Source organism: Pseudomonas sp. IAC-BECa141 (assembly GCF_020544405.1).
GTDB lineage: Bacteria > Pseudomonadota > Gammaproteobacteria > Pseudomonadales > Pseudomonadaceae > Aquipseudomonas.
The window spans coordinates 3,977,156-4,002,895 of record NZ_CP065410.1 but is presented as its reverse complement, the minus strand read 5'-3'; the positions used below and the strand labels follow the sequence as shown (position 1 = coordinate 4,002,895).

Here is a 25,740-nt window from a genome sequence, read left to right as displayed (position 1 = left end):
GGGCGGCCAGTCGGCCTGCCAAACGGGACGATGGAACAGCGTCGCCGGCCCGCAGTCCTATCCTGCACCCTGCGATTGCGCGTAGGGTTAACCCGGCTCAACGGACTGGATGAAGCGTTATGCACACCCCTCGATTATTCGTCAGCCTCGCCGCGCTGCTGGTGCTGGCCGGTTGCGCCGGTCAACGCAGCATCGAACCGGCGCCGCGCCCGCCCGCCGAGGTCAAGGCGCAGATCGTGCGCCTGCTGCCGGCAAAAACCGTCGACCGCCAGGGCTGGGCCACCGACATCTACGCCGCGTTCGCCGCCCAGGGCATCAGCTCGACCACGCAAAACCTGTGTTCGGTGCTGGCCGTTGCCGAGCAGGAATCGACCTTTCAGGTCGATCCGCCGGTGCCCGGCCTGGGCAAGATCGCCCGTGACGAAATCGACCGCCGCGCCGCCAAGGTGCATATCCCGAGCCTGTTGGTCAGTGGTGCCTTGCAGGTGCGCTCGCCCAACGGCAAAACCTACAGCGAACGCCTGAGCGCCGCCCGCAATGAAAAGGAATTGAGCGCGATTTTCGATGACTTCATCGGCTCGGTGCCGATGGGCCGTACGCTGTTCAGCGGTTTCAACCCGGTGCACACCGGCGGGCCGATGCAGGTCAGCATTGAATTCGCCGAGCAGCACGCCAAGGACTATCCGTACCCGGTGGACGGGACGATTCGTCACGAGGTGTTCACCCGTCGTGGCGGGATGTATTTCGGTATCGCGCATTTGCTGGGGTATCCGGTGAGTTACCGCGAGCCGCTGTACCGCTTTGCCGACTTCAACGCCGGCTGGTACGCCAGTCGCAACGCGGCGTTTCAAAACGCGGTCAGCCGCGCTTCGGGCATTGCGCTGGCGCTGGATGGCGACCTGATCCGCCCGGGCGCGATCATGCCGGGCAGCACGGAACTGGCGGTGCGCACCCTCGGCAAATCGCTGGGCATGCGTAATCCGGTGATCCGCGATCAACTGGAGAAGGGCGATAGCCTGGCCTTCGAGGAAACCAGACTGTATCAGCGGGTGTTCGAGCTGGCCGAGCGTGCGGAAGGCAAGACATTGCCTCGTGCGGTGCTGCCGGGCATCGTGCTGCAAAGCCCGAAGATCACCCGCAAACTGACCACGGCGTGGTTTGCCAAACGGGTCGACGAGCGCTATCGGCGCTGCATGGCCAAGGGCTGAGGACGATCAAAAAGGTATAAAAAAACCCGGCTGACGGGAGCCGGGTTTTTCTGGGTTGTTGCGGTCAAGCTATTCATTCAGGCGACGCGACGTTCAATCAGACGATCCGAGCCACCTTCAGCGACGCGGCGTTCGATCAGACGATCCGAACCACCTTCAGCGACACGGCGTTCGATCAGACGATCCGAACCACCTTCAGCGACGCGGCGTTCGATCAGACGATCCGAGCCACCTTCAGCGACACGGCGTTCGATCAGACGATCCGAACCACCTTCAGCGACGCGGCGTTCGATCAGGCGATCCGAACCACCTTCAGCGACGCGGCGTTCGATCAGACGATCCGAACCACCTTCAGCGACGCGGCGTTCGATCAGACGATCCGAACCACCTTCGGCAACGCGGCGTTCGATCAGACGATCGGAACCGCCTTCGGCGATCATGGTGTGGGCCGGCTTGGCGGCAAATGCGTTGAAGGCCAGAACCGAAAGGGCAATGCTGAGGATGACTTGGCGTTTCATGATGGTGTGCTCCGGGGGTGTTGTTTGTTTGGTATGGAGCGGATGTTACGCCCGGGATTTTTTAAGAGAACTTCATTGACGTGATGGTGAACATCGACGCCGATGATGGTTCGTCACAACACCTTCACGGCACGGCCAATCGCCTGGATCGGCCCGGTGGGTTTGCCGATCGGCGAGCCGTTGGCGCCTTCCAGCGTCAGCTCGAACAACTGGTTCGGTTGCAGCGGCGGCAGCTTGTCCAGCGGGATCGACAGCGCCTGCCCCGGCTTGACCAGCCCCAGCGACACCGGCCCCTGCCAGCCGTCGGCCTTGGTCCAGAACTCCAGGGCCTTGTCGGTCGGCACCTCGACCACGCCCAGCGGAATCAACTGAATCTCCCGTGGACTGCTGGCCTGGATCACCCAGCCCGGTGCCTTGTCCTGCGGGGCGACCAGCACCACCAGAAAGCTCGGTTTCGGCGTGGTCTGGGTCAACAGGATCGACCCCAGCAGCAAGCTCGCGGCCAGCCCCGCAGCGCTCAAGCCGCGCCACAGTGACAGGCGGTTCCACCAGGAAATCTCTGGTGCCGGTTTATGGGTGAGTTGCCCGACAGTGCGTTCAATGCGTTGCCACAGTTGCGACGAGGGCTGATGCGCCGGGACGAGGTCGGTCAGTTCCAGCAGACGCCGCTCCCAGGCGTCCACGGCCGCTTGCAGCTCGGGCTCGTTGGGCAAGCGTCGTTGCACTTCGGCGCGCGCTTCGGCCGAGAGGGTGCCGAGCACGTATTCGCTGGCCAGTTCATCGCGTTCCTGCGCCGATTCGGTGGTCATCCCATGCACTCCCGCAACGCATTGAGGCTGCGTTTGATCCAGGCTTTGACGGTGCCCAGCGGCGTGTCGAGGCGCTGGGCGATCTGCGCGTGGCTGTAACCGTCGACGTAGGCGTGAAGGATGCAGCGGCGACGTTGCGGTTCCAGTTGATGCAGGCAGCGATGGACGCGGGTCGATTGCGCCAGCGCATCGAAGCCGTCATCAATCGCCGGAGATTCGTTGTTGTCGTTCAGCGGTGTTTCCCGGTCGTGATTGCGCAACACATTCAGCGCCAGATGGCGGGTCACGCTGAACATCCAGCCCCGGGCCGAACCGCGCGCCGGGTCGAAACCCGCCGCGCCGGCCCAGATCTTGATGAAGGCGTCGTGAACGATGTCTTCGGCCAGCGCCGCGTCACGCACCAGACGGCGGGCCACACCGAGCAGGCGCGGACTTTCCTGCACATACAATTCGCGCAGGGCCCCGCGCTCGCCGCGGGCACAGGCGGCGAGGCGGGCTTCGTAATCGAACGCGGTTTCGGGCAATGACATGTCCTGCAATCTAGCAAGCATCGAGCAAACGTCCAGTCAGGCTCAGTTCGCCGCCCAGAAAATGTAATCGGCCTGGTACTTCACCACTTCCTTCTGGCCCTTGTTCGCCGCCGTGCATTCACTGCCCGGCGCCACGCCGCCCTTGAGCGCGACGCGCTGGATGTAGCTCACGCCGCTCATGGCGCCTTTGCCTTCGGCGGGGTTGGCCTTGACCAGTTGATAGGGCAGGTTACCCGGGCTCGATGGCGCAACGGCCAGTTGCGTGCCGGTGACTTTCGAGCCGTCCTGCGCCTGCCAGGTGGCGGGCGGGCCGAAGTAGGTGCCGACCTGTTTGCCGCTGCGATCATTGAGCACCGCTTTCGGGCCGACGAACACCCACTCGGTCTGGCCGGCGACATTGGCCTTGTCCCGGCATTCGTAGGTGATCTCGCCGACCCCGGTGGTTTCCATCGCGATCCTGTGGCCGTCCGGCACCTTGATCGCATCGGGATAACTGCTTTGGGCAAAGCTTGTCGAGGCAACGGCGAGCAAACCGGTGAGGCCAATCAGTTGGGTGATGTTCATCAGTGTTTCTCCGAAAAGGGTAGACCGCTGACAGCCGAAAATGGGCTGTTACAGGGACTACCCGTGACGGAGCGGTTTGGATGCAGTGGCCGGAAAATAAACTTCAAACCCCATCGATTACACCTGTGGGCGAGCTTGCTCGCGAATACGGTGTGTCAGCCACATAAATGCTGACTGATCCGACGCCTTCGCGAGCAAGCTCGCTCCCACAGGGATCTTTGTCAGGCTTCAGGCCGGAGGCTTTCAGCAACGCCTGGGTATACGCATGCTGCGGCGCCGCAAAAATCTGGCGCGACGCTCCCTGTTCCACCACCTTGCCGTCCTTGATCACCATCAAGTCGTGCGCCAGCGCATGCACCACCGCCAGGTCATGGCTGATGAACAGGTACGTCAAGCCGTGACGGATCTGCAATTGCCGCAACAATTCCACCACCTGTTTCTGCACCGTGCGATCCAGCGCCGAGGTCGGTTCGTCGAGCAGAATCAGCGCCGGTTCCAGCACCAGTGCCCGGGCGATGGAAATGCGCTGGCGCTGGCCGCCGGAGAATTCGTGGGGATAGCGATGGCGGCTCTGCGGGTCGAGGCCGACTTCCTCCAGCACGCGGATCACCGCCGCCTCACGTTCCTCCGCCGTGCCGATGCCGTGGGTCAGCAGGCCTTCGGCGATGATCTGCTGCACCGACATCCGTGGGCTGAGGCTGCCGAACGGGTCTTGGAACACCACCTGGATCTGTCGCCGCAACGGGCGCATCAAGCGCTGATTGAACAGGCTCAATTGCTTGTTGCCGAACCGAATGTCGCCCTCGGATTCCACCAGCCGCAGAATCGCCTGGCCCAGCGTCGACTTGCCCGAGCCGGACTCGCCGACAATGCCCAGGGTCTTGCCCCGTTGCAGCCGGAAACTCACGCCGTCCACGGCCTTGATGTATTCCTGGGTGCGGCTGAACAACGTCTTGGGCAGCGGGAACCAGACTTTCAGATCGTCCACTTCCAGCAGGTTGTGATCGTAGCGACTCGGCACCGGTGCCCCCGACGGTTCCGCCTCGATCAGCAGGCGGCTGTAGGGATGCTGCGGGGTGCGGAACAGTGTTGCGCAGTCGGCCTGTTCGACGATTTCCCCGTGGCGCATTACGCACACCCGCTGGGCGATGCGCCGCACCAGATTGAGGTCGTGACTGATCAGCAGCAGCGACATGCCGAGGCGTTGCTGCAACTCGATCAGCAGTTCGAGAATCTTCTGTTGCACGGTTACGTCCAGCGCGGTGGTCGGCTCATCGGCGATCAGCAATTGCGGCTCGTTGGCCAGCGCCATGGCGATCATCACCCGTTGCCGCTGGCCGCCGGAGAGCTGGTGCGGATAGGCCTTCAAGCGCTGCAACGGCTGGCGAATGCCGACCAGTTCCAGCAGCTCCAGCGTGCGCTGGCGCGCGGCGCGGCCCTTGAGCCCCTTGTGGATCTCCAGCACTTCGCTGATCTGTTTTTCCACCGTGTGCAACGGGTTCAGCGAAGTCATCGGCTCCTGGAAAATCATCGCGATGCGGTTGCCGCGCAAGCCGCGCAGTTGCTGTTCGCTGGCGTGCAGCAAGTCCACGCCGTTGTAGCGGATGCTGCCCGTGCTGCTGACGGTTTTGCCTGGCAGCAAACGCAGGATCGAGTGCGCCGTCACCGACTTGCCCGAGCCGGATTCGCCGACCAGTGCCAGGCACTCGCCACGGCGGATGTCGAGATTCACACCGTGCACCACTTCGTGCCCGGCGAAGGCGACGCGCAGGTCGCGGATTTCAATCAGGTTGTCGGTCATTTCAGCTCCGGGGATCAGGATCGCGGATCGAACGCGTCACGGCAGGCTTCGCCGATGAACACCAGCAGGGACAGAATCAGCGCCAGGGCAAAAAACGCCGTCAGCCCCAGCCACGGCGCTTGCAGATTGCGCTTGGCCTGGCCGATCAGTTCACCCAGCGACGCGGTGCCGGCGGGCATGCCGAAACCGAGAAAGTCCAGCGCGGTGAGGGTGGCGATGGCGCCGGTCAGAATGAACGGCAGGTACGTGAGGGTTGAGGTCATGGCGTTGGGCAGAATGTGCCGGCGCATCAACTCGCTGTCCGTCAGGCCCAGGGCCCGCGCGGCCTTGACGTATTCCAGGCTGCGCCCGCGCAGGAACTCGGCGCGCACCACGTCCACCAGTGCCAGCCAGGAAAACAGCGCCATGATCCCCAGCAGCCACCAGAAACCGGGCGAAACGAACCCCGACAAAATAATCAGCAGGTACAGCACCGGCAGCCCCGACCAGATCTCCAGCACCCGCTGCCCGAGCAAGTCGACCCAGCCGCCGTAGTAACCCTGCAACGCCCCGGCCACGATGCCGACCAGCGCACTGACGGCGGTGAGGATCAGTGCAAACAGAATCGAAATCCGCGTGCCGAAAATCACCCGCGCCAACACGTCCCGCGCCTGATCGTCGGTGCCCAGCCAGTTGCTGGAGGACGGCGGGCTCGGCGCCGGTTCCGTGAGGTCGTAATTGACCGTGTCGTAGCTGAACGGAATCGGCGGGAACAGCATCCAGCCGCCTTGATCCTCGATCAGTTGGTGCACGTAATTGCTGGCGTAATCCGGCTGGAAGGGCAATTCGCCGCCGAAATCGGTTTCCTGATAATCGCTGAGGATCGGGAAGTAAAAAGCGTCGTGGTAGCGGATCACCAGCGGTTTGTCATTGGCGATCAGTTCGCCGCCGAGGCAGATCAGGCACAGCCCGACGAACAGCCACAGCGACCAGCGCCCGCGACGGTTGGCCTTGAATTGCGCGAGGCGCCGCCGGCCCAGAGGGGAGAGTGTGAACATCAGGCAGTCCTCGCCGAGAAGTCGATGCGCGGGTCGAGCAGGGTGTAGCAGAGGTCGCCGATCAGCTTGATCAACAGGCCGAACAGGGTGAACAGGAACAGCGTGCCGAACACCACCGGGTAGTCCCGTGACACCGCCGCTTCGTAGCTCATGCGCCCGAGGCCATCGAGGTTGAAGATGGTTTCGATCAGCAGCGAGCCGGCGAAAAACACCTCGATCAATGCCGACGGCACACCGGCCACCACCAGCAGCATCGCGTTGCGAAACACATGGCCGTAGAGCACGCGTCGTTCGGTCAGGCCCTTGGCGCGTGCGGTGATCACGTACTGACGGCTGATCTCGTTGAGGAAGCTGTTTTTGGTCAGGATCGTCAGCGTCGCAAAACCGCCGATCACCAGCGCCGTCACCGGTAATACCAGGTGCCACAGGTAGTCGCCGACCTTGCCCCACAGGCTCAGGCTGTCGAAATTGTCCGAGACCAGCCCCTGCACCGGAAACCAGTTGACGTAGCTGCCCCCGGCGAACACCACGATCAACAGGATCGCGAACAGAAACGCCGGCATCGCGTAACCGACGATGATCGCCGTGCTGCTCCAGACATCGAACGCGCTGCCGTTTTTGATCGCTTTACGGATCCCCAGCGGGATCGAAATCAGGTAGGTGATCAAGGTTGCCCACAGGCCGAGGGACAGCGACACCGGCAGCTTCTGCACGATCAGATCGGTCACCTTCGCACCGCGAAAGAAGCTGCTGCCCAGCTCCAGTTGCGCGTAGTTCTTGAGCATCAGCCACAGGCGTTCGTGCATCGGTTTGTCGAAACCGTAGTGCTGCTTGATCTCTTCGATCAGCGCCGGGTCCAGGCCGCGGCTGCTGCGTCCGGCCCCGCCGATCGCGGTCACTTCGCTGGCGCCGCCCATGCTGTGTCCGCCGAAGCCTTGCAGGCGAGCGATGGCCTGCTCCACCGGGCCGCCGGGCGCCGCCTGCACGATGACGAAGTTGACCACCAGAATGCACAGCAGCGTCGGGATGATCAGCAACAGACGTCGACTCAGATAACGCCACATGTCACTGGCCCCCCGCGAGGTGGTGCAGGGCACTCATCTGCTGGTTGGTCAGCGGCTTGGCCGAGACCTCCCACCAGGTGTCGAGGCCTTCGCTGTAAATCGGTTGCACCGACGGCCTGCCGAAGCGGTTCTGATACACCGTCGGCGTGCCTTTGGAGTAGTAGTTGGGAATCATGTAGTCACCCCATTGCAGCACTCGGTCGAGGGCGCGGGCGTAACGCACCATGGCGTCGCGGGTATTGGCCTGGACCAGGCCGTCGATCAGCCGGTCTACCGCCGGGTCCGCCAGCACCATCGAATTGGAGCTGCCGACTTGTGTGGCGCTCTGCGAGGCATACAGGCTGTACAGCTCGCGGCCCGGCGAGACGATCGGATCGCCGCTGCGGGGGAAACTGGTGACGATCATGTCGTAATCCCGGGCGTTAAGCCGGTTGATGTACTGCGCCGAATCGATGCGCCGCAGATTCAGGGTGATGCCGATCTGCGCCAGGTTGCGTTTGTAGGGCAGCAGCATGCGGTCGAAGCCGCCCTGGCCGTCGAGGAAGGTGAATTCGAAGGGCTCGCCGGCGGCGTTTACCAGGCGGTTGTTTTTCGGCGTCCATCCGGCCTCCGCCAGCAGTTTCAGGGCCTGCAACTGCTTGTCGCGGATGTAGCCGCTGCCATCGGTTTTCGGCGCCTGATAGACCCGGTTGAAAACCTCGTCCGGAATCTGTCCGCGCAGCGGTTCGAGGATCGCCAGTTCGCCAGCGTCGGGCAGGGCGGTGGCGGCCATTTCACTCTTCGGCCAGTAGCTGTTCTGGCGCACGTAGAAGCCGCGCATCATTTGCTTGTTGGTCCACTCGAAATCCCACAGCAGGCTCAGCGCCTTGCGCACCCGGTGATCCTTGAACAACGGGTTCTGCAGGTTGAACACAAACCCTTGGGCGCTGGTCGGTTTGTCCGGGGCGAGAATCGCCTGTTGCAGGCGTCCGTCACGCAGGGCCGGGCTGTCGTAGCCGACCACGTAGCCGGATGAAGAAAACTCGCGGTTGTAGTCGAACGCCCCGGCCTGCAGCAGTTGCCGGGCGACGTCGGTGTCGCCGTAGAAGTTCACGGTCAGGCTGTCGAAGTTGTACATCCCGCGACTGACCGGCAAGTCCTTGCCCCACCAATCCGGATCGCGCTGGAAACCGATGCTGCGCCCCGCATCGACCTTGCTCACCCGGTACGGGCCACTGCCCAGTGGTGGTTCGAAGCCGCCGCCGTTGGCGAAGTCGCGGGTTTTCCACCAGTGCTCGGGCACCGGTCGCAGCGAGGCCAGATCCAGCGCCAGGGTGCGGTTGAGGTTGTTCTTGAAGGTGAAGCGAATCTGTCGCGGGCCTTCGACCAGTACGTCCTGCACATCGGCGTATTGCTGGCGATAACTCAGGCTGCCCTTGGTCATCAGAAGCTCGAAGGTGTAACGCACGTCCTCGGCGGTGATCGGCGTGCCGTCGGCGAAACGCGCCTCGGGATTCAGGTTGAAGCGCACCCACAGACCGCCGGGATCGCGCTCCATGGATTGCGCCACCAGGCCGTAGACGGTGTAGGGCTCGTCCAGCGAGCGGAACGCCAGCGGCGAGTACACCCAGTCGTTGACCTGCACCACGGAAATGCCCTGATCGGCATACGGGGTGATGTAGTTGTACTGACCGATCTCCATTGAAGCGCGGCTGAGCGAGCCGCCCTTCGGTGCGTCGGGATTGACGAAGTCGAAGTGCTGGAAACCGGCGGGGTATTTCGGCGCCTCGCCGTACACCGTCATCGCGTAGCTGCCGCCGGCCAGCGCAGATGCCGCGTTGCACAGCAGCGCACTGCCGAGCAGCAGGCCGGCCATGTTGCGCAAAAAGTCCATGAGATCACTCCTCAAACCTCTGAAAGAACAAGGAACCCCTGTGGGAGCTGGCAAGTCGGCTCCCACAGGGTTATGCAGTGCTCGATCCTTAGAAGTGGTACGTCATGCGCGCAAACAGCGTGCGGCCCAGCGGATCGGTGTAGCGCGGGTCATAGCCGCTCTGGAAGTTGTAGGCCTGGTTGGTGAACGGCGGGTCGCGGTCGAACAGGTTCTTCACTCCCGCATCCACGTCCAGCACCTTGTCGAAGGTGTAGCCGGCCGACAGGTCCCACACCGAGTACGACGCGACCCGCGCGTTGGTCTCGCGGTCGTAGTCGTTGTAGCCGGTGGTGAAGCGGTTGGTCAGCGCCGCGCGGGCGGCGCCGAAGGTCCAGGAGCCGGTCAGGTTGTGTTTCCAGCGGGCAATCACCCCGTCACCCCTGAAGTCGCCGACCTTGTCGGTGAACGGGCCCTTGATGGTGCTCTGGAAGTCGTACTCGTCGACGTAAGTGCCTTGCAGGCCCAGACCGAACTGACCGTACGGCGTGTTCGGGAAGCGATAGTCCAGCGACACATCGACGCCATTGGTTTCGACGATGCCGAGGTTGGCGTTGCCGGTGACGATGTAGTTGAGCGTGCCGTCGGCGTTGCGCACGAAGCGGTCAGGGTAGCTGCCGGCCTGATCGAACACGGTGGATTCCGGGAACGGCTGGATCTGGTTGGAGATGTGAATCCACCAGAAATCCAGGCCTACGGACAGATTGTTGACCGGCTGATAAACGAAGCCCAAGGTCACGTTGCGAGCTTTCTCCGGTGCCAGGTCTTCGTTGCCGCCGATCTGGTTGAGGAACTGCTGACCGCAATCGCGCCCGCCGTTGCCGCCCGGTTGCACCACGCCGCCGGTACACAGCACCGGGTCGTTGTAGTAGCCCTGGGTGTAGGTGATGCTGCGCGGCGAATACAACTCATACAGCGACGGCGCGCGGAAGCCTTCGCTGTAGGCGCCGCGCACCACCAGTTCCTTGAGCGGCTGATAACGGAACGAATATTTCGGGTTGGTGGTGCTGCCGAAGTCGCTGTATTTGTCGTGACGCACCGCGGCGGACAATTCCAGGCTGTCGAGCACCGGCACGTTGATTTCCGCGTAGGCGGCTTTTACGCTGCGGTCGCCCTCGACACTGCCGGCCGGGTCAATGCCCAGGCTCTGGATGTCGCCGGCAAAGGCTTCGAAGTCCTGGTGGAATTTCTCTTTGCGGTACTCCCCGCCCAGCGCCAGACCCGACGGGCCGGCACCGAACCAGTCACCGATCTCGCGGCTGATCCGCCCGTCGAAACCGGCGACCCGGCCGACCGCCGTGGAATAGGCGCCGTGGTAAGCGGCCTGATCGATGTATTGCTGACCGGCGCTGGTCTGCGGGCCGAACGGGTTGAGCAGGCCGCTGGCCAGACCGTCGATCATCGCCTGATCGCTGACGTAGCCGCTGGTGACGCTGGAGACGATCTTGTTCTGGTTGTACGAGGCGCCGACGTTGTAGTCCCAGCCGCCGACCAGGCCGTCGAAGCTCAGCAAAAAGCGCTGGCTGGTGTTCTGGTCTTTCGATTCGCGCGGGCCGGCGGCGGTTTCGCGCCAGTTCACGTCCACCGGTTGCGTCGGGTCGAGGGCGAAACCGGTGGGTGCCGGGGTGATGCCGTTGCCAGGGTAGTAGGGCGAGGACGAATCCAGGCTCAGGCCGGTCAATGGCGCAGGTCCCACGGCGGTGGCGTTGTTGTTGCGCGACCAGAAGTATTCGAGGTTGACGTTGTGGTCGTCGGCCAGTTTGCCGGTGGTCTTGCCGAAGAACGAAGTCTTCTCGGTCTCTGGCACCAGGTCGATGTACTCGCGGGTGCTGAAGCGGCAGAGGCCATCGCGGGCCACCAGGTTGGGGCCGTTGCAATTGCTGTTGGCCAGCGGGTTGGTGGCGTTGCCGTTCTGGCTGTAGTTGCCGGGGAACGCGGTGCCGGAGGTCTGATCCAGGCCACGGCCGGGCACGTAGTCGCGGGCGAACGAACGGTCGTTGGCGTCGAGGTTCTGCTGCTTGTTGTAGTTGAACACGCCGAGCACGTTGAAGCGGTCCTGCTCCAGGTCGCCGTAGCCCCAGCTGGCGCTCATGTCCTTGGTCGCACCGCCGCCGCTGTGGGTCGGGGTTTCGCCGCCGAGGGTGAGCTGGCCGTCGGTCATGGATTTTTTGGTGATGAAGTTGATCACGCCGCCGATGGCGTCGGTGCCGTACAGGGCCGAGGCGCCGTCGCGCAGCACTTCCACGCGCTCGATCGCAGCAAACGGGATCATGTTCAGATCCACCGCGCCGCCGGCCGAGTTGGTGCCCGACAGGGCGTTGTTGGCCAGCCGGCGACCATTGAGCAGCACCAGTGTCTTGTTCGCGCCGATGCCGCGCATGTCGGCGAACGAGGCGCCGCCGGTGGCCGAGCCGACCGAGCCAGCGCTGTTGTTGATCGACTGGCTGCCGGTGATGCGCTGCACCAGTTCGGCGGTGGTGGTCACGCCCTGTTTGCGCAGCTCATCGGCCTTGAGCACGGTGATCGGCACCGCCGTTTCCGCGTCGACCCGACGGATCGCCGAACCGGTGACTTCGACCCGTTGCAGTTGCGTGGTCGGTGCGACCACCGCAGCGGCGGCCGGGACGTTGTTGTCGTCCTCGGCCGCCTGAACCCCGGCGCCCATCCCCATGGCCACCAGGTACAACGGAACGAAACGGTGGCGGGAAATCGTCGCCACCAGAGGTTTGAGCGTGAAGCGTGGAGTGTTCATCAGCATGGTTGTTTCCGACTTTGTTAGACGTTTATCGAAATGGCCTTGTGAGCCCTCTTTGCACGGAGCACGGTGGTGCCGCGCCGCGAAAACCACTTTCTTCAAGCAAGCCGATCCCCTCCGAAGACGCGCTGCGTTTTTCGGTCGGCCGATTGCGACGGGATTCAACGAGCGGTGCCGGGCGCGTCCCTCACTGCGCGCCCGGCACCGCCGTCAGCGGGTGGTCATCACCGATATCTTGGTGATGCCCGAGCGCTCGATGGACGCCATGGCTTTGGCCACCTGGCCGTAATTCACGGCGGAGTCGGCCTGCAGCTGCACGCGCACTTCGGCGTCCCTGGCCTTGACCTCCTTGAGGCTGGCCTCCAGTGATTCCGGCGCCAGCTCGGTCTTGGCCAGGAAGAACTTGCCATCCTGATCCACGCTGACCACCACCGGATCTTTCTTTTCGGCGGGGGCGACGGCGTCGGTTTTCGGCAGGTTGACCTTGATCGCGTTAGTCATCAGCGGCGCGGTGACGATGAACACCACCAGCAGCACGAGCATCACGTCCACCAGCGGCGTGACGTTCATTTCGCTGAGCACTTCATCGCTGTCTTGAGTGGAAAAGGACATCAGCTGGCCTCCCGCACGGCGGCCGTGGATTTGGCGATAGCCTGGCGGCTGATGGAAAACGCGCTGCGCGAGGCGAGGGCGTCGAAGTCGTGGGCGAAGTCATCCATGTCTGCCGAGGCCAGCTTCAGGCGTCGCAGGAAGAAGTTGTAAATCAGCACCGCCGGCACCGCGACAGCAATCCCCACACCGGTGGCGATCAGCGCGTGGCCGATCGGCCCGGCCACGGTTTCCAGACTGGCCGAACCGCTGGCGCCGATGCTTTGCAGGGCTTCCATGATTCCCCACACGGTGCCGAACAGGCCAATGAACGGCGCGGTGCTGCCGATACTGGCGAGGATCGCCTGGCCGTTTTCCAGCGAGCGGCGTTCCTTCTGGATCTGTTGGCGCAGATTGCGTTCCAGTCGGTCGGAACGGTTGATGGTGTGCGCCAGTTGCTGGGTGGTGCGCGGGGATTCTTCTACCAGCAGGGCTTCGAAACCGCTGCTGGCGATCCGCGCAAGCGAGCCCGGATATTGGCTGGCGTGTTCGGCGGCGGTGAGCAAATCCGGCGCGCCCCAGAAGGCTTTGCTGAACTGCCGGTTCTGGGTTTTCTGGCGCAGGTATTGCGCCGACTTGACCAGCAGGATCGCCCAGCTGACCACGGAAAACAGCACCAGCCCCCAGAGCACGCCGGGGACAATCATCGAAGACAGAGAATCGTTCATGGCTACACCTCGCTTGCGTTAATCGGTTGTGAGTTCGGTTGTCGCGCCGTCATTGCGGCAATTTGAAATCGATGGTCTGGGTGGCGAAGCCGTCGATCGGTGTGTCACCGCGTTTGGCCGGAATGAACTTCCAGGCCTTCACCGCCGCGACCGCCGCGTCATCCAGTTGCGGCTTGCCGCTGGACTTGGTCACCGTCACCGAGCCTGCGCGACCGTTGGCCAGCACCTGAATCCGCAGCACCACGCTGCCTTCCCAGTTGCGCCGCAGGGCCAGCGACGGGTATTCCGGCGGCGGGTTGCCGAGGCTGGCGAGGCCGGATATCGCCGCCGTCTCTTTCACCGGGCCCGGTGCCGCCGCAGGTGCCGGTGGCGCGCTCGGAGTGGCCGGGGCGGCAGGCGCAGCCGGTTGCGCAGGGGCGGGCGGCGCTTTCGGCGGCTCGACCTTTTTCACCGGTTTGGGTTTCTCGACCGGTTTCGGTTTTTCGATCGGCTTGGGTTTCTCCACCGGTTTGGGCGGCGGCTTGACCGCGTCCTCGTCTTCCACCGGTTGTTCCGGCTCGGGCGGGGGCGGTGGTGGGGGCGGCGGCTCCGGTGTCGGCGGGGCCGGAGGTGTCGGGCTGGTCAGCTCGACGGTCATTTCCGGAATTTCCGGTGGCGTGGGCAGCGGCTCGGCCCTGGCCTGCTGGAAAAACCACCAGGCGCCGCCGTGTATCAACGCCGACACCGCTACCAGCAACAGCATCTGCTGTTTGTTCAGGCCGCCGGGCTGTGAAGTGTTGGCCTTATAGACGGGCCGATCCGCCACCGACGCAAGCGCTGTGTTCGGTAATGGCCCCGGCGGCGTTCTGTGCTTTACCGCATCGTTCATTAAAGCTCCCTCGGGTGGATGAAGGGCAATAAGGTGCCGTTCGAACAACACAGGGTTGTTCGAGTGAGTGGTCGCAACTTTCATACAGGTGTGCAGAAGCCGATAGTTGAACTATCTATTGAACAGGGCTTGTGCAGCTTGTTGCTTCAGTAATGCCGACTTCGATGGTTCATTGATCCGGTCCGTGGCTGTTCTTTTATAAGTGAGTGTGCAATTGAGTGGCGAACATCATTCTTGCCCTCATGGTTGATGCAATAGCAACCGCTGTGCCAAAGCGTGACCAATTGTGTAGCGGTTATTTCACGGATGATGCCTGTGTCGCATTTATATAAGTTTCATTGAACACGCCGGTTTTCATGGGCGCATAACCTCCCGACGGCCCTGTTTGCAGAGCTTTTTTCGGGGCGAGACAGGCTTGGCGCGGTATCGCGCTGTTCAGCGAGATAGAGCGGCTGTTCTCGTGTCGGCCAGGACGCTTGATGGTGCGTGGCGGACTGATTTGGTGCGGGTCAGTGTTTTAGCGGGTCACAGGCGGTATTCCTTGTTCTTGTCTAAATAAAGTAAGGCTCGGGGTAATGATTGAAAGTGCAGTTTTGGTGCGCTTTGAACATTAACGCCGAACGGCGAAAGTTGTATCGATGTGCTGTCTTGAAGTTATTGTCGAACAATGTGTTGTTGCATTCATTAATGCAGCGCGCACGCAATGACTTCTTGCGTACTATTTAAAAAATAAATAGTGCAGGCGTTCAGGTAATAAAAGGAATGCACGGACTGTTCGCAGGGCGAACACGGCGCAGGTACACGGGGACGCAGAGAAGAGTGTGGCGCAGCAGATGAAGATTCACGCGGTGAACTCCTTGTTGCCAGCTCGGATACGCGAACTTTTGGTCCGGTATCGCACCTTACAAGAACGCGGATAGCGTTCGCTGATTGCTCTTGGTGCGGGATGGGCACCGCCAGCGCTGTTTTGCGAGATCAGGGATTCGCAAGCTGCCGATCAATGCGCAATCCGTGCCAAATTCGATACAACAGCTATAAATAGGCCCAGGCAGGATGCCTTTCGCAGTGGAGGAGGGGTTATGTATCAGCTCTACGGACATCGCAATTCAGGGGCGGCGGCCATCGAGGCGGCGCTCGAGCTGTGCCAGGTGGCTTACCGCTTCATCGATATCGAGGCCAGCGCGGAAGCGGCGCAGGAGCTGGCGCGGCTCAACCCGCTCAAACAGATCCCGACCCTGCAACTGCCGGACGGCAGTGTCATCACTGAAAGTGCGGCAATCCTGATTCATCTGGGGTTGAGCTTCCCGCAATCCGGTCTGCTGCCCGCCACAGGCGCTGATCGGGATCAGGCGATTCGCGGTTTGGTGTACATCGTCAGCAATTGTTATGCGGCCATCGGCGTCATTGATTACCCCGAGCGCTGGCTGGTGATGCCGGACGAGGCCTCGCGGCAGAATCTGATGGCGGGTGCGCGGGAGCGACTGCACTGGACCTGGGAGGTGTTTGCCGACCAGTTCTCCGCCGAGCTGTACCTGGACGATGAAACGCCAGGGGCGCTGGATGTGCTGGCAGCGGTGGTCACGCGCTGGGCCGGTGCCCGCGAACACCTGCGCCAGGCTCGACCCGGTTTCCATGCGTGGCTGCAGCGCATCGACCGGCACCCGGTATTGGCGCCGGTCTTTGCGCGGCATTGGCCCGGTTAAGAAATCGAATCTGATGGTGATCGTTCCCACGCTCTGCGTGGGAATGCAGCCCGGGACGCTCCGCGTCCCAAAGCGTGACGCAGAGCGTCACAGGAGGCATTCCCACGCAGAGTGTGGGAACGAACATCAGGAGCGTGGGAACGATCAGGGTGGCGGCATCACTCGCCGCGAATGTACTGCTCCAGCTGTTTGATCAGCTCGGCCTGTTCGGCGATCGCTTCCTTGACCAGGTCGCCGATCGACAGCAGTCCGATCAGTTTGCCGTCCTCCACCACGGGCAAGTGACGCAGGCGTTTGTCGGACATGATGCCCAGGCAGGTGTCGACGGTCTGGTGAGTGTCCACCGTGATCACGTTCGCCACCATGATGTCGCGCACCGGCGTGCCCACCGACGAGCGCCCGTGCAGCACCAGTTTGCGCGCGTAGTCGCGCTCGCTGATGATACCCACCACTTTTTCGTCTTCCACCACGAGCAAGGCGCCGACGTTCTTCTCGGCCATTTTCATCAGCGCTTCGAGCACCATGTGATCGGGCTTGATCTGGTGCACTTCCTGATTTTTCTGATCTTTGAGCTTGAGCAGTTGGGCGACGGTTTTCATGGCGGTTACTCAGGTGTTGTCGTTGTTCTTCAAGCATCGTAGACCGTGGCGCACAGAGCAAGGTCGCAAAACGGCAGATAACACGCAAAAAACGTCATTCGACCGGGTTTTTCATGGCGAGGCCTTTGTCACCGGTTACGGCAATGCCGCGTAGAATGCCCGTCTGAATCAATTCTTGAGGTCGCAGTGGTGGATTTACAGCAGGGTTTTGTCCTGACCCGGCATTGGCGCGACACCCCGGCCGGCACTGAAGTCGAGTTCTGGCTGGCGACTGACGCCGGCCCGCGCCGTGTGCGTCTTGCGCATCAGCCGTCGGTGGCGTTCATCCCGGCGGAGCAGCGTGAGCAGGCCGAGCGGGTGCTGGCGGACGAAAAGAACGTCGAACTGCGCCCCCTCGCTTTGCAGGATTTCGAGCATCGCCCGGTGCTTGGGCTGTATTGCCAGCAGCACGGTCAGTTGATGCGCCTGGAGACCGCGCTCAACCGCCACGGTATCGACGTCTACGAAGCCGATGTGCGACCGCCCGAGCGTTACCTGATGGAGCGTTTCATCACCGCGCCGGTGTGGTTCGGCGGCACGCCCGATGCCGACGGTATGTTGCTCGACGCCCACCTCAAGCCTGCGCCCGACTATCGTCCGCAATTGCGCCTGGTCTCGCTGGACATCGAAACCACCGAACAGGGCGAGTTGTATTCCATCGCGCTGGAGGGCTGCGGTGAACGCCAGGTGTACATGCTCGGCGCACCGAACGGCGATGACAGCATCGTCGATTTCGACCTTGAGTATTGCGAATCGCGCACCCTGATCCTCAAGAAACTCAACGACTGGTTCGCCCGTCACGACCCCGACGCGATCATCGGCTGGAACCTCGTGCAGTTCGACTTGCGCATTCTCCATGAACACGCCCGACGCCTCGGTGTGCCGCTCAAGCTCGGGCGCGACGGTGAGGAAATGCAGTGGCGCGAACACGGCAGCCGCAATCATTACTTCGCAGCGGCGGCGGGGCGGTTGATCATCGACGGTATCGAATCCCTGCGTTCGGCGACCTGGAGTTTCCCCTCGTTCAGCCTGGAAAACGTCGCCCAGACCCTGCTCGGCGAGGGCAAGTCGATCGACAACCCGTACCAGCGCATGGACGAGATCAACCGCATGTTCGCCGAGGACAAACCGGCGCTGGCCAAGTACAACCTCAAGGACTGCGAACTGGTCACGCGGATTTTCGCCAGGACCGAGCTGCTGAAGTTTTTGCTCGAGCGCGCGAGCGTCACCGGTTTGCCGGCGGATCGTAGCGGCGGCTCGGTGGCAGCGTTCACGCACTTGTACATGCCGTTGATGCACCGTCAGGGTTTTGTGGCGCCGAACCTTGGTACCAATCCGCCGCAGGCCAGCCCCGGCGGATTTGTCATGGACTCGCAACCGGGGCTGTACGAATCGGTGCTGGTGCTCGACTACAAGAGCCTTTATCCGTCGATCATCCGCACCTTTCTGATTGACCCGGTGGGCTTGATCGAAGGCTTGCAGCATCCGGATGACGCCGATTCGGTGCCGGGTTTTCGCGGTGCGCGGTTCTCTCGCACCCGGCATTGCCTGCCGTCCATCGTCGCCCGGGTCGCCGAGGGCCGCGAGACAGCCAAACGCGAGCACAACGCGCCGTTGTCCCAGGCGCTGAAGATCATCATGAACGCCTTCTACGGCGTGCTCGGCTCCAGCGGTTGCCGGTTTTTCGATACGCGACTGGCGTCCTCGATCACCCTGCGCGGCCACGAAATCATGCTGCGTACCCGGCAGTTGATCGAGGCTCAGGGCCACGCGGTGATTTATGGCGATACCGATTCGACCTTCGTCTGGCTGCGTCGCCCCCACGGTCAGGAAGAGGCGGCGAACATTGGCCGGGCGCTGGTGCAGCACGTCAACGACTGGTGGCGCGAGCATGTGCGTGAGCAGTACGGGCTGGAAAGCGCCCTCGAATTGCAGTTCGAAACCCATTACAAACGGTTCCTGATGCCGACCATTCGTGGCGCGGAAGAGGGCAGCAAAAAGCGTTATGCCGGCCTGGTGACCCGCGCCGACGGCAGTGAGGAAATGGTCTACAAAGGCCTGGAGACCGTGCGCACCGACTGGTCGCTGCTGGCCCGGCAGTTTCAGCAGGAGCTTTACGAGCGGATTTTCCAGCGCAGGCCGTATCAGGATTACGTGCGCGAGTACGTGCGCAAGACCCTGGCCGGTGAGTTCGACGAGCGACTGGTTTACCGCAAGCGCCTGCGCCGCACCCTCGACGACTACGAACGCAACGTACCGCCGCATGTTCGTGCCGCGCGGCTGGCCGACGATTACAACGCGCAACACGGTCGCCCACGGCAATACCAGAACGGTGGCTGGATCAGCTACGTCATCACCCTGGCCGGCCCCGAGCCGCTGGAAGTGCGCCGCGCGGCCATCGACTACGACCACTACATCACCCGCCAGCTGCAACCGGTGGCGGATGCGATCCTGCCGTTTGTCGACGACGATTTCTCAACCCTGATCGGGGGGCAACTGGGCCTGTTTTGAGTCCAGCAGTTGCAGGGTCCATTCGTCCTGGATGCCGTGGAAATAACGCTCGAGCGCCTGATGCCAGAGACTGTCGTCGTCCGCGAACTGGGCGAACAACGTCATCGATGAGTGGAATTTCAGATCGTCCGGGTGGCCGAAGATGTCGGCAATCGAGCGTTGCTGCACATTCAGTACAAGCTGCGTGCAGGTCCGCAGCCGGGCGCCGAGCAGTTCATGGGCCAGATAGGCTCGAGCTTCCCCGGCGGAGCTGATGGCGAACCGCCGCGACATCTCGCTGCCCCCGAGCCCGGCGAACTGCGGGAACACGAACCACATCCAGTGGCTGCGTTTGCGGCCCTCGTCGAGCTCGCGCTGGACCCGTTCGAACACCGGGTCCTGGGCGAGCACGAAGCGTTGCAGGTTGAATGGATCGTCCTGATCAGTGCTTCTCATGGCGAAGCCCTCTGTCAGTCGGCGGTGGCTCAGACCATGGCCAGCCGCTGCTTGCGTTGTGGCGCGTGAAACGCCTGGTCCAGCGCCGCCAGATCCCCGGCATCAAGTTGCAGCTGCGCCGCCTGTGCATTGAGCTGCACGTGTTCCGGGCGCACGGCCTTGGGAATCGCAATCACGCCATCCTGACGCAGAATCCACGCCAGCGAAACCTGTGCCGGGGTCACGCCGTGACGAGTGGCAATCTGTTTCAGCACCGGCTCGGCCAGCATCGCACCGCCCTGGCCGATCGGGCAGTACGCCATCAACGGCATGCGCGCTTGCTGGCACCACGGCAGCAGGTCGAATTCGATGCCGCGTTCCTCCAGGTTGTACAGCACCTGATTGGTGGCACAGACCGAACTCGACAGCTCCTCAAGATCGTCGACATCGAAGTTCGAGACGCCCCAACGGCCGATCTTGCCGTCTTCGCGCAAACGCTCGAAGGCCTCGACGGTTTCGTCCAGCGGATACTGGCCGCGCCAATGCAGCAGATAGAGATCGATGTAATCGGTGTCGAGCCGGCGCAGACTGCGCTCGCAGGCCTGGGGAATGCCTTTGCAGCTGGCGTTGTGCGGGTAGACCTTGCTCACCAGGAACACTTGATCGCGCAGGCCGGCAATGGCTTCGCCGACCAGGCTTTCGGCACCGCCCTCGGCGTACATTTCGGCGGTGTCGATCAGGGTCATGCCCAGTTCGATACCGCTGCGCAGGGCGGCCACTTCACGCTTGTGCGCCGAGCGGTCTTCGCCCATGCGCCAGGTGCCCTGGCCAATCACCGGAACCTGCACGCCAGCCAATTCGAGGGTACGCATTCAAACCTCCTTTCTGAAACGGTCGATACCTTGAGTGGGCAGCAGGATAGCCCACGGGTTCCGTCCGGTTCCAGAAAGGAGGCGGGAGTGGTTACCTGGCGGAGAACTTCAACACAACGCTTTGGGTATAGGTCTGGCCGGGATCGAGGCGGGTACTCGGGAAGTTCGGCTGGTTCGGCGAATCCGGGTAGTGCTGGGTTTCCAGGGTGAACGCACCCCAGTGCGGATAGACCTTGCCACCCTTGCCCTTGACCGTGCCGTCGAGGAAGTTGCTGGTGTAGAACTGCACGCCAGGTTCGGTGGTGAACAGTTGCAAGTGGCGGCCCGATTGCGGGTCGCTGACTTCGGCGGCGAGTTTGCTGACGTCACCCTTGGTGTCCAGCGCCCAGTTGAAATCGAAGCCACCCTGTTTCTCTTCGGCGAATTTCAGTTGCGGATGATCGGCCTTGATGTGCTGGCCGATGGCGGTGGGTTTGGTGAAGTCCATCGGCGTGCCGGCCACGGGGGCCAGTTCGCCGGTCGGGATCAGTTTGGCGGTGACCGGGGTGTAATGGCTGGCGTGCAGGGTGGCGACTTGCTTGAGGATGTCGCCATTGCCGGCGCCGGCGAGGTTGAAGTAGCTGTGGTTGGTCAGGTTGAGCACCGTGGGTTTGTCGGTGCTGGCCTTGTAGTCGATGCGCAGCTCGTTGGAGTCGGTGAGGCGGTAGGTCACTTCGGTGGTGAGATTGCCGGGGAACCCCATTTCACCATCCGCCGACAGGTAGGTCAGGGTCACGCCCACCGAATCCTTGTCTTTGGTTTGCGTTGCCTTCCAGACCTTTTTGTCGAAACCCTGAGTGCCGCCGTGCAAGGCGTTGGTCTTGTCGTTCTGTGGCACTTGATAGCGTTTGCCGTCGAGTTCGAAGGCACCATCGGCAAGACGATTGCCGAAGCGGCCGATGGTGGCGCCGAAGTACGCGGTGCCTTTCTGGTAACCCTGCACATCGTCGAAGCCGAGGACGATGTCGTCGAGCTTGCCGTGTTTGTCCGGCACTTGCAGCGACTGCAAGGTGGCGCCGTAGGTGATGACCGTGGCCTGCATGCCGTGGCTGTTGCGCAGGATGTATTGCTCGACGGGCGTGCCGTCATTGGTCTTGCCGAAGGCTTTGTGTTCGCTGGACAGGCCGGCGGCCTGGGCGGAGAGAGTGGCGATCATCAGGGACAGTCCGAGGCCGCAAAGTGAGTGTCGGGATTGAAGCATGGTTGACCTTCCTTTTTGTTGTTGTTTTAAAAATCTCTAAATAGTCATGCTAATTGATGTTCAAGTGAAGATTTATAGCGGATTAAACGGTTAATGCAAAAATAAAGTCGGACTAAATTCCTTGGGCAGTGTGAACCGAAGATCGGGAATCCACGCCGGCACTGCACTTTTGCGAAATCCCCGGCTCTATCCATGGCCAGGGTGCGGTGACTTCCGCCGCACAGGAACGTGTCTGTCAAAGAATTCATGCCGAGAGTTTTGCACCCCATCGCTGCATTCATTCATCGCCCGTGCCTGCTGCTGGCCTGCCTGTCGACGCTGTTGCTCGGCGGTTGCAGCCATCAGGACGGCAACAACTTCATCACCCAGATGCGCGAGGGCAGGCCGCAGGAGTTTCTTCAGACCAGCGTCGATCGCATGGCCACGCTGGCGATGCGCGACAACCTCGACAGCCTCTATCGCTTGATGGGCAAGTTGTACCTGCGCAACCCGGACGAGTTGCGCAAATCCGGTTTTCTCGACATTCGTACCGCGGTCAAACAAGTGCGGCTGGCCGTCGAACAGCAACAACCGTTGCCGACCCTCGGCGGCAAAAAAGACCTGGCCGCGCTGAGCTATGCCATGAGCCCTGAATTTCTCGGCGACCGGGTCGGCGCGTTCATCTATGCGATCGGCAGCATGCTGGTCACCGCCCACGGCAACCGCACCGAGTTCTACATGACCGATGCGATCAACCCGACGTTCGTCAACAACGCCGCGCGCAACATCGAGAAAGCCACGTGGATCCTCGCCCAGCGGCAGAACAAGGAAGGCCAGCCGCTGCTGTTCTCCAACGAGATTTCCGAGGAGGGCAGCAATCTGAGCTTCGCCACGGAGTTCGGAAAAATCGTGGCGCGCCTTGATTTGCTGACCCAGATGCTCGACGAGCGCTACCGGCGCATCGGCCTGAATTACGCCCAGAGCCTGCTGTTTTTGAATTTCTTGCCCGTGCAGTGAGCCTGGTCGGGTAGAGTGGCGGACGATTGTGTTTGTATACAATTTTCTGTCCGATTTGACTCAAAGGGAGCTGCACCCGTCATGACCGACCCCGCAAGCGCCGAATACTCGAGCCTGGAACGTGCCGCCCGCACGGACAAACTGCCTTACGCCGCGCTGCTGGCGTTTGCCATGACCGGCTTCATCGCCATCCTCACCGAAACCCTGCCCGCCGGCCTGTTGCCGCAGATCGGTGCCGGCCTGGGCGTCAGCGAAGTGCTGGCCGGGCAACTGGTGACGCTGTATGCGCTGGGCTCGATTGTCGCGGCGATTCCGCTGACGGTCGCCACCCGCGGCTGGGGGCGCAAGCGGGTGCTGCTGATGACAGTCGGCGGGTTCCTGCTGTTCAACACCATCACCACCTTTTCCAGCCATTACGGTTTGACCCTGGCCTCGCGGTTTCTGGCCGGGATGGCGGCGGGGCTGTCGTGGGGGATCATGGCCGGTTACGCGCGCGGGATCGTGCCGGTGCATCAGCAAGGTCGGGCGCTGGCGATTGCCATGCTCGGCACCCCGGTGGCCCTGTCGCTGGGCACGCCGGCCGGCACCTGGCTGGGCAATGTCATCGGCTGGCGCGCCTCGTTCGGGATCATGTCGGCACTGGCGCTGGTACTGGCGGCCTGGATCGTCATTGCCGTGCCGGATCGTCCCGGCCAGGCCCGTGCCGAACGGTTGCCGTTGATGCAGTCGCTGCGTTTGCCCGGTGTACGCCCGGTGTTGTTCGTGGTGCTGACCTGGATGCTCGGCCACAACATTCTCTACACCTACATCGCGCCGTTTCTGACGCAGGCCGGTCTTGGCGAGCGGGTTGACCTGGTACTGCTGGTCTTCGGCCTGTGTTCGTTGCTGGGGATCTGGATCATCGGCCTGCTGGTGGATCGCTGGTTGCGCGGACTGGCGCTGATCAGTCTCGCGGTGTTTGCCGTGACCGCGCTGGTGCTGGCACTGGTCGCCCCATCGCCCTGGCTGATGTATGCGTGCATGGCGGTATGGGGCCTGTCGTTCGGCGGCTCGGCGACGTTGCTGCTGACGGCCGCAGCGGACTCTGCCGGGGAACATGTGGATGTGGTGCAGGCAATGCTCACCACCTCGTGGAACGTGGCGATCGCCGGCGGCGGCTTGTTTGGCGGCTTGCTGCTGGACCGGGCAGGGGCGATTTCGTTTCCGTGGGCGTTGCTGATCCTGTCGCTGATCGCACTGGCTACCGTCTGGCTCAACAGCACCCACAGTTTCAAACCGGGCCGGCGGCAGCACTGACACTCAAGAAATGGCATAACGATAGATCGGATCGATATAGGTGGTTATAAGAAAAATCGCTATGCTGCGGGCCAGATTTTTCCTGTTGTCTTCTGGATGTCTTCATGGAATTGGCAAATTTCGGCCTGGTGATTGCCGGGCTGGTGGTGGGGTTCATCGTTGGCATGACCGGTGTTGGCGGCGGTTCGTTGATGACGCCGATCCTGCTCTGGTTCGGCATCAATCCGGCCACGGCGGTGGGCACCGATCTGCTGTACGCGGCCATCACCAAATCCAGCGGCGTGCTGGTGCACAGGAAAAACAAGAATATCGACTGGGCCATTACCGGCTGGCTGACCCTGGGCAGTGTCCCGGCGGTGGCGATGACCTTGTGGTTCCTCAGCACCCTGCACACCGCGCCGGACGCGATGAACGCCATCATCAAGCAGGCACTCGGCTTCGTGCTGTTCGCCACCGCGCTGGCGATTCTGTTCAAGAAGCGCCTGCTGGAATTCGCCCACAAACGTGCCGGCGGTAACTACAACCCCAGCGGCGCGCGCCTGAATGTCATGACCGTGATCACCGGTCTGATCCTCGGCACCATGGTCGCCCTGACCTCCATCGGCGCCGGCGCCCTCGGCACCGTCGCGCTGTTCATCCTTTATCCTCTGCTGCCGACCCGCCGCCTGGTCGGCACCGAAATCGCCCACGCCGTACCGCTGACCCTGGTCGCCGGCCTCGGCCACGCGAGCATGGGCAACATGGACTGGGGCGTGCTGGGTTTCCTGCTGGTGGGCTCGTTGCCGGGCATCTGGCTCGGCAGCCACCTGACCGGCCGCGTCTCCGATGAGCTGCTGCGCCCGTGCCTGGCGACGATGCTGGTGTTGATCGGTTACAAACTGGCGTTCTGATCGGCGAGCATCTATGACCCCGAAGGCTCAAGCATCCGGCTGACGCGGTCGTAAAAGGTAAACAAACGGGCGGCAGGATCGCGCACGTCCGGTTGCGCAAAACCGGTGCTGACCTAAGCTTTGGGCAAGGCGAAACACTTTTGCCGGGCACCACCCGGAACAATCGCTGCGATGCGCAATCATTAGAGCGTGGATATCAAAAGGAGATGCGCATGCTCATCAGGTCACTGACCCTGACACTCTTGCTGGCGATTGCCGGCCCCCTGTTCGCCGCCGACGGCGATTCCCCTCTGGACGTCGACAAGGGCATCAACCGCCCGGTGATCGTGATCGCTTCCAGTACGGTCGATTCTTATTGGGTCAGCCTGAAAAAAGCGCTGGACGACCCGGCCAACAAACAAGGCATCGCCGACCGCAAGATCAAGGTCTACACCATCCTGAGCATGAGCGGTCAGGTCGATGGCAAAAGCATGGAGCAGCAGCAGACCATGGCGTTGCTGCGCTCGCTGAAGCTGGGCGCCGGGGCGTATCCGAAAGTGTTTCTGGTGGGCAAGGATGGTGAGACCAAACTGTCGGCTTCGGGGGAGGAAGCCGCAACGGTCGACCTGAAGAAAATTTTCGACACCATCGATGCGCTGCCTGCCGCCGAGAAAGAAACCACTTCCACCGTGGTGACGGCGCCGACTGCTGCAGAACCGGCCCCGGCCAAAGGCGCGAAAGGGACAAAACCGACGAAGCCGACCAAACCGGCCAAGCCACCGGAAATGCCGGATGATTGATTGAGGCAGGCTCTGAATGAAA

The 25,740-nt window shown here is 62.3% G+C and carries 23 protein-coding genes; 7 read left to right on the top strand and 16 right to left on the bottom strand.

The features are described from left to right. The first annotated feature begins 119 nt into the window (after nucleotides 1-119). The gene (locus I5961_RS18230) at nucleotides 120-1,208 is read left to right on the top strand and encodes a DUF1615 domain-containing protein (protein WP_227232965.1); all 1,089 of its coding nucleotides are present in this window, start codon (nucleotides 120-122) and stop codon (nucleotides 1,206-1,208) included. A gap of 77 nt (nucleotides 1,209-1,285) precedes the next feature. Here I5961_RS18230 and I5961_RS18225 read toward each other — a convergent pair whose 3' ends face one another. The 12 genes from I5961_RS18225 to I5961_RS18170 all read right to left on the bottom strand — a co-directional run bounded on the left by I5961_RS18225 (nucleotide 1,286) and on the right by I5961_RS18170 (nucleotide 14,379). Beyond that, on the bottom strand, nucleotides 1,286-1,726 hold the full coding sequence (locus tag I5961_RS18225) for a hypothetical protein (RefSeq protein ID WP_011335081.1): 441 nt from the start codon (nucleotides 1,724-1,726) through the stop codon (nucleotides 1,286-1,288). A gap of 113 nt (nucleotides 1,727-1,839) precedes the next feature. Further along, on the bottom strand, nucleotides 1,840-2,535 hold the full coding sequence (locus tag I5961_RS18220; protein WP_085698931.1) for an anti-sigma factor domain-containing protein: 696 nt from the start codon (nucleotides 2,533-2,535) through the stop codon (nucleotides 1,840-1,842). After that, nucleotides 2,532-3,065 (bottom strand): sigma-70 family RNA polymerase sigma factor, encoded by a 534-nt coding sequence (locus I5961_RS18215; RefSeq protein WP_176247742.1) that lies wholly within the window; start codon nucleotides 3,063-3,065, stop codon nucleotides 2,532-2,534. Before I5961_RS18215 ends, I5961_RS18220 begins: the two co-directional genes overlap by 4 nt. A 42-nt stretch (nucleotides 3,066-3,107) precedes the next feature. Then, nucleotides 3,108-3,629, bottom strand: a complete 522-nt coding sequence (locus I5961_RS18210) for a DUF3455 domain-containing protein (protein ID WP_085703299.1) — start codon at nucleotides 3,627-3,629, stop codon at nucleotides 3,108-3,110. 103 nt (nucleotides 3,630-3,732) lie between these two features. Further along, nucleotides 3,733-5,430 (bottom strand): ABC transporter ATP-binding protein, encoded by a 1,698-nt coding sequence (locus I5961_RS18205; RefSeq protein ID WP_085703298.1) that lies wholly within the window; start codon nucleotides 5,428-5,430, stop codon nucleotides 3,733-3,735. A gap of 14 nt (nucleotides 5,431-5,444) precedes the next feature. After that, the gene (locus I5961_RS18200; protein WP_085703297.1) at nucleotides 5,445-6,467 is read right to left on the bottom strand and encodes an ABC transporter permease; all 1,023 of its coding nucleotides are present in this window, start codon (nucleotides 6,465-6,467) and stop codon (nucleotides 5,445-5,447) included. Beyond that, complete coding sequence (locus tag I5961_RS18195) at nucleotides 6,467-7,531, bottom strand: microcin C ABC transporter permease YejB (RefSeq protein WP_085703296.1); 1,065 nt, start codon at nucleotides 7,529-7,531, stop codon at nucleotides 6,467-6,469. The genes I5961_RS18200 and I5961_RS18195 overlap by 1 nt, the downstream gene beginning before the upstream one ends. 1 nt (nucleotide 7,532) lies before the next feature. Next, nucleotides 7,533-9,404: an extracellular solute-binding protein gene (locus I5961_RS18190; protein ID WP_227232964.1), complete on the bottom strand. Its 1,872-nt coding sequence runs from the start codon at nucleotides 9,402-9,404 to the stop codon at nucleotides 7,533-7,535. Between the two features lie 88 nt (nucleotides 9,405-9,492). Then, the gene (locus I5961_RS18185; RefSeq protein WP_227232963.1) at nucleotides 9,493-12,198 is read right to left on the bottom strand and encodes a TonB-dependent receptor; all 2,706 of its coding nucleotides are present in this window, start codon (nucleotides 12,196-12,198) and stop codon (nucleotides 9,493-9,495) included. Between the two features lie 207 nt (nucleotides 12,199-12,405). After that, entirely contained in the window at nucleotides 12,406-12,807 is a 402-nt protein-coding gene (locus tag I5961_RS18180; protein ID WP_085703293.1) for an ExbD/TolR family protein, read from the bottom strand. Next, complete coding sequence (locus tag I5961_RS18175; RefSeq protein ID WP_007959058.1) at nucleotides 12,807-13,511, bottom strand: MotA/TolQ/ExbB proton channel family protein; 705 nt, start codon at nucleotides 13,509-13,511, stop codon at nucleotides 12,807-12,809. The genes I5961_RS18180 and I5961_RS18175 overlap by 1 nt, the downstream gene beginning before the upstream one ends. A gap of 49 nt (nucleotides 13,512-13,560) precedes the next feature. Further along, nucleotides 13,561-14,379 (bottom strand): TonB family protein, encoded by an 819-nt coding sequence (locus I5961_RS18170; RefSeq protein WP_227232962.1) that lies wholly within the window; start codon nucleotides 14,377-14,379, stop codon nucleotides 13,561-13,563. Nucleotides 14,380-15,458: 1,079 nt separating this feature from the next. Between I5961_RS18170 and I5961_RS18165 the strand changes: the two genes are divergently transcribed. Next, on the top strand, nucleotides 15,459-16,082 hold the full coding sequence (locus I5961_RS18165) for a glutathione S-transferase (RefSeq protein WP_085698949.1): 624 nt from the start codon (nucleotides 15,459-15,461) through the stop codon (nucleotides 16,080-16,082). 158 nt (nucleotides 16,083-16,240) lie between these two features. Here I5961_RS18165 and I5961_RS18160 read toward each other — a convergent pair whose 3' ends face one another. Then, nucleotides 16,241-16,681: a CBS domain-containing protein gene (locus I5961_RS18160; RefSeq protein ID WP_085698951.1), complete on the bottom strand. Its 441-nt coding sequence runs from the start codon at nucleotides 16,679-16,681 to the stop codon at nucleotides 16,241-16,243. 189 nt (nucleotides 16,682-16,870) lie between these two features. On the opposite strand from I5961_RS18160, the gene I5961_RS18155 reads away from it, so the two are divergent. After that, the gene (locus I5961_RS18155; protein WP_227235620.1) at nucleotides 16,871-19,231 is read left to right on the top strand and encodes a DNA polymerase II; all 2,361 of its coding nucleotides are present in this window, start codon (nucleotides 16,871-16,873) and stop codon (nucleotides 19,229-19,231) included. Here the strand turns inward: I5961_RS18155 and I5961_RS18150 are convergent. The 3 genes from I5961_RS18150 to I5961_RS18140 form a co-directional block, all read right to left on the bottom strand. Next, nucleotides 19,196-19,666, bottom strand: a complete 471-nt coding sequence (locus I5961_RS18150; protein ID WP_085698955.1) for a DUF1810 domain-containing protein — start codon at nucleotides 19,664-19,666, stop codon at nucleotides 19,196-19,198. The two genes, I5961_RS18155 and I5961_RS18150, sit on opposite strands and share 36 nt — an antisense overlap. A gap of 29 nt (nucleotides 19,667-19,695) precedes the next feature. Further along, on the bottom strand, nucleotides 19,696-20,517 hold the full coding sequence (locus I5961_RS18145; protein ID WP_227232961.1) for an aldo/keto reductase: 822 nt from the start codon (nucleotides 20,515-20,517) through the stop codon (nucleotides 19,696-19,698). A 91-nt stretch (nucleotides 20,518-20,608) separates the two neighbouring features. Beyond that, nucleotides 20,609-21,757 carry an aldose epimerase family protein gene (locus I5961_RS18140; RefSeq protein ID WP_227232960.1) on the bottom strand — a complete coding sequence of 383 codons (1,149 nt, stop codon included), beginning with the start codon at nucleotides 21,755-21,757 and terminating at the stop codon, nucleotides 20,609-20,611. Between the two features lie 246 nt (nucleotides 21,758-22,003). Between I5961_RS18140 and I5961_RS18135 the strand changes: the two genes are divergently transcribed. From I5961_RS18135 to I5961_RS18120, 4 genes are all read left to right on the top strand, one after another. Next, complete coding sequence (locus I5961_RS18135; RefSeq protein ID WP_085686885.1) at nucleotides 22,004-22,753, top strand: hypothetical protein; 750 nt, start codon at nucleotides 22,004-22,006, stop codon at nucleotides 22,751-22,753. 81 nt (nucleotides 22,754-22,834) lie between these two features. Then, the gene (locus I5961_RS18130; protein ID WP_227232959.1) at nucleotides 22,835-24,049 is read left to right on the top strand and encodes an MFS transporter; all 1,215 of its coding nucleotides are present in this window, start codon (nucleotides 22,835-22,837) and stop codon (nucleotides 24,047-24,049) included. Nucleotides 24,050-24,153: 104 nt separating this feature from the next. Continuing rightward, a complete protein-coding gene (locus tag I5961_RS18125) occupies nucleotides 24,154-24,939 on the top strand; it encodes a sulfite exporter TauE/SafE family protein (RefSeq protein ID WP_011335062.1) in 786 nt (261 codons plus the stop codon). A 212-nt stretch (nucleotides 24,940-25,151) separates the two neighbouring features. Next, nucleotides 25,152-25,718 carry a DUF4174 domain-containing protein gene (locus I5961_RS18120; protein ID WP_227232958.1) on the top strand — a complete coding sequence of 189 codons (567 nt, stop codon included), beginning with the start codon at nucleotides 25,152-25,154 and terminating at the stop codon, nucleotides 25,716-25,718. Nucleotides 25,719-25,740 lie beyond the last annotated feature (22 nt).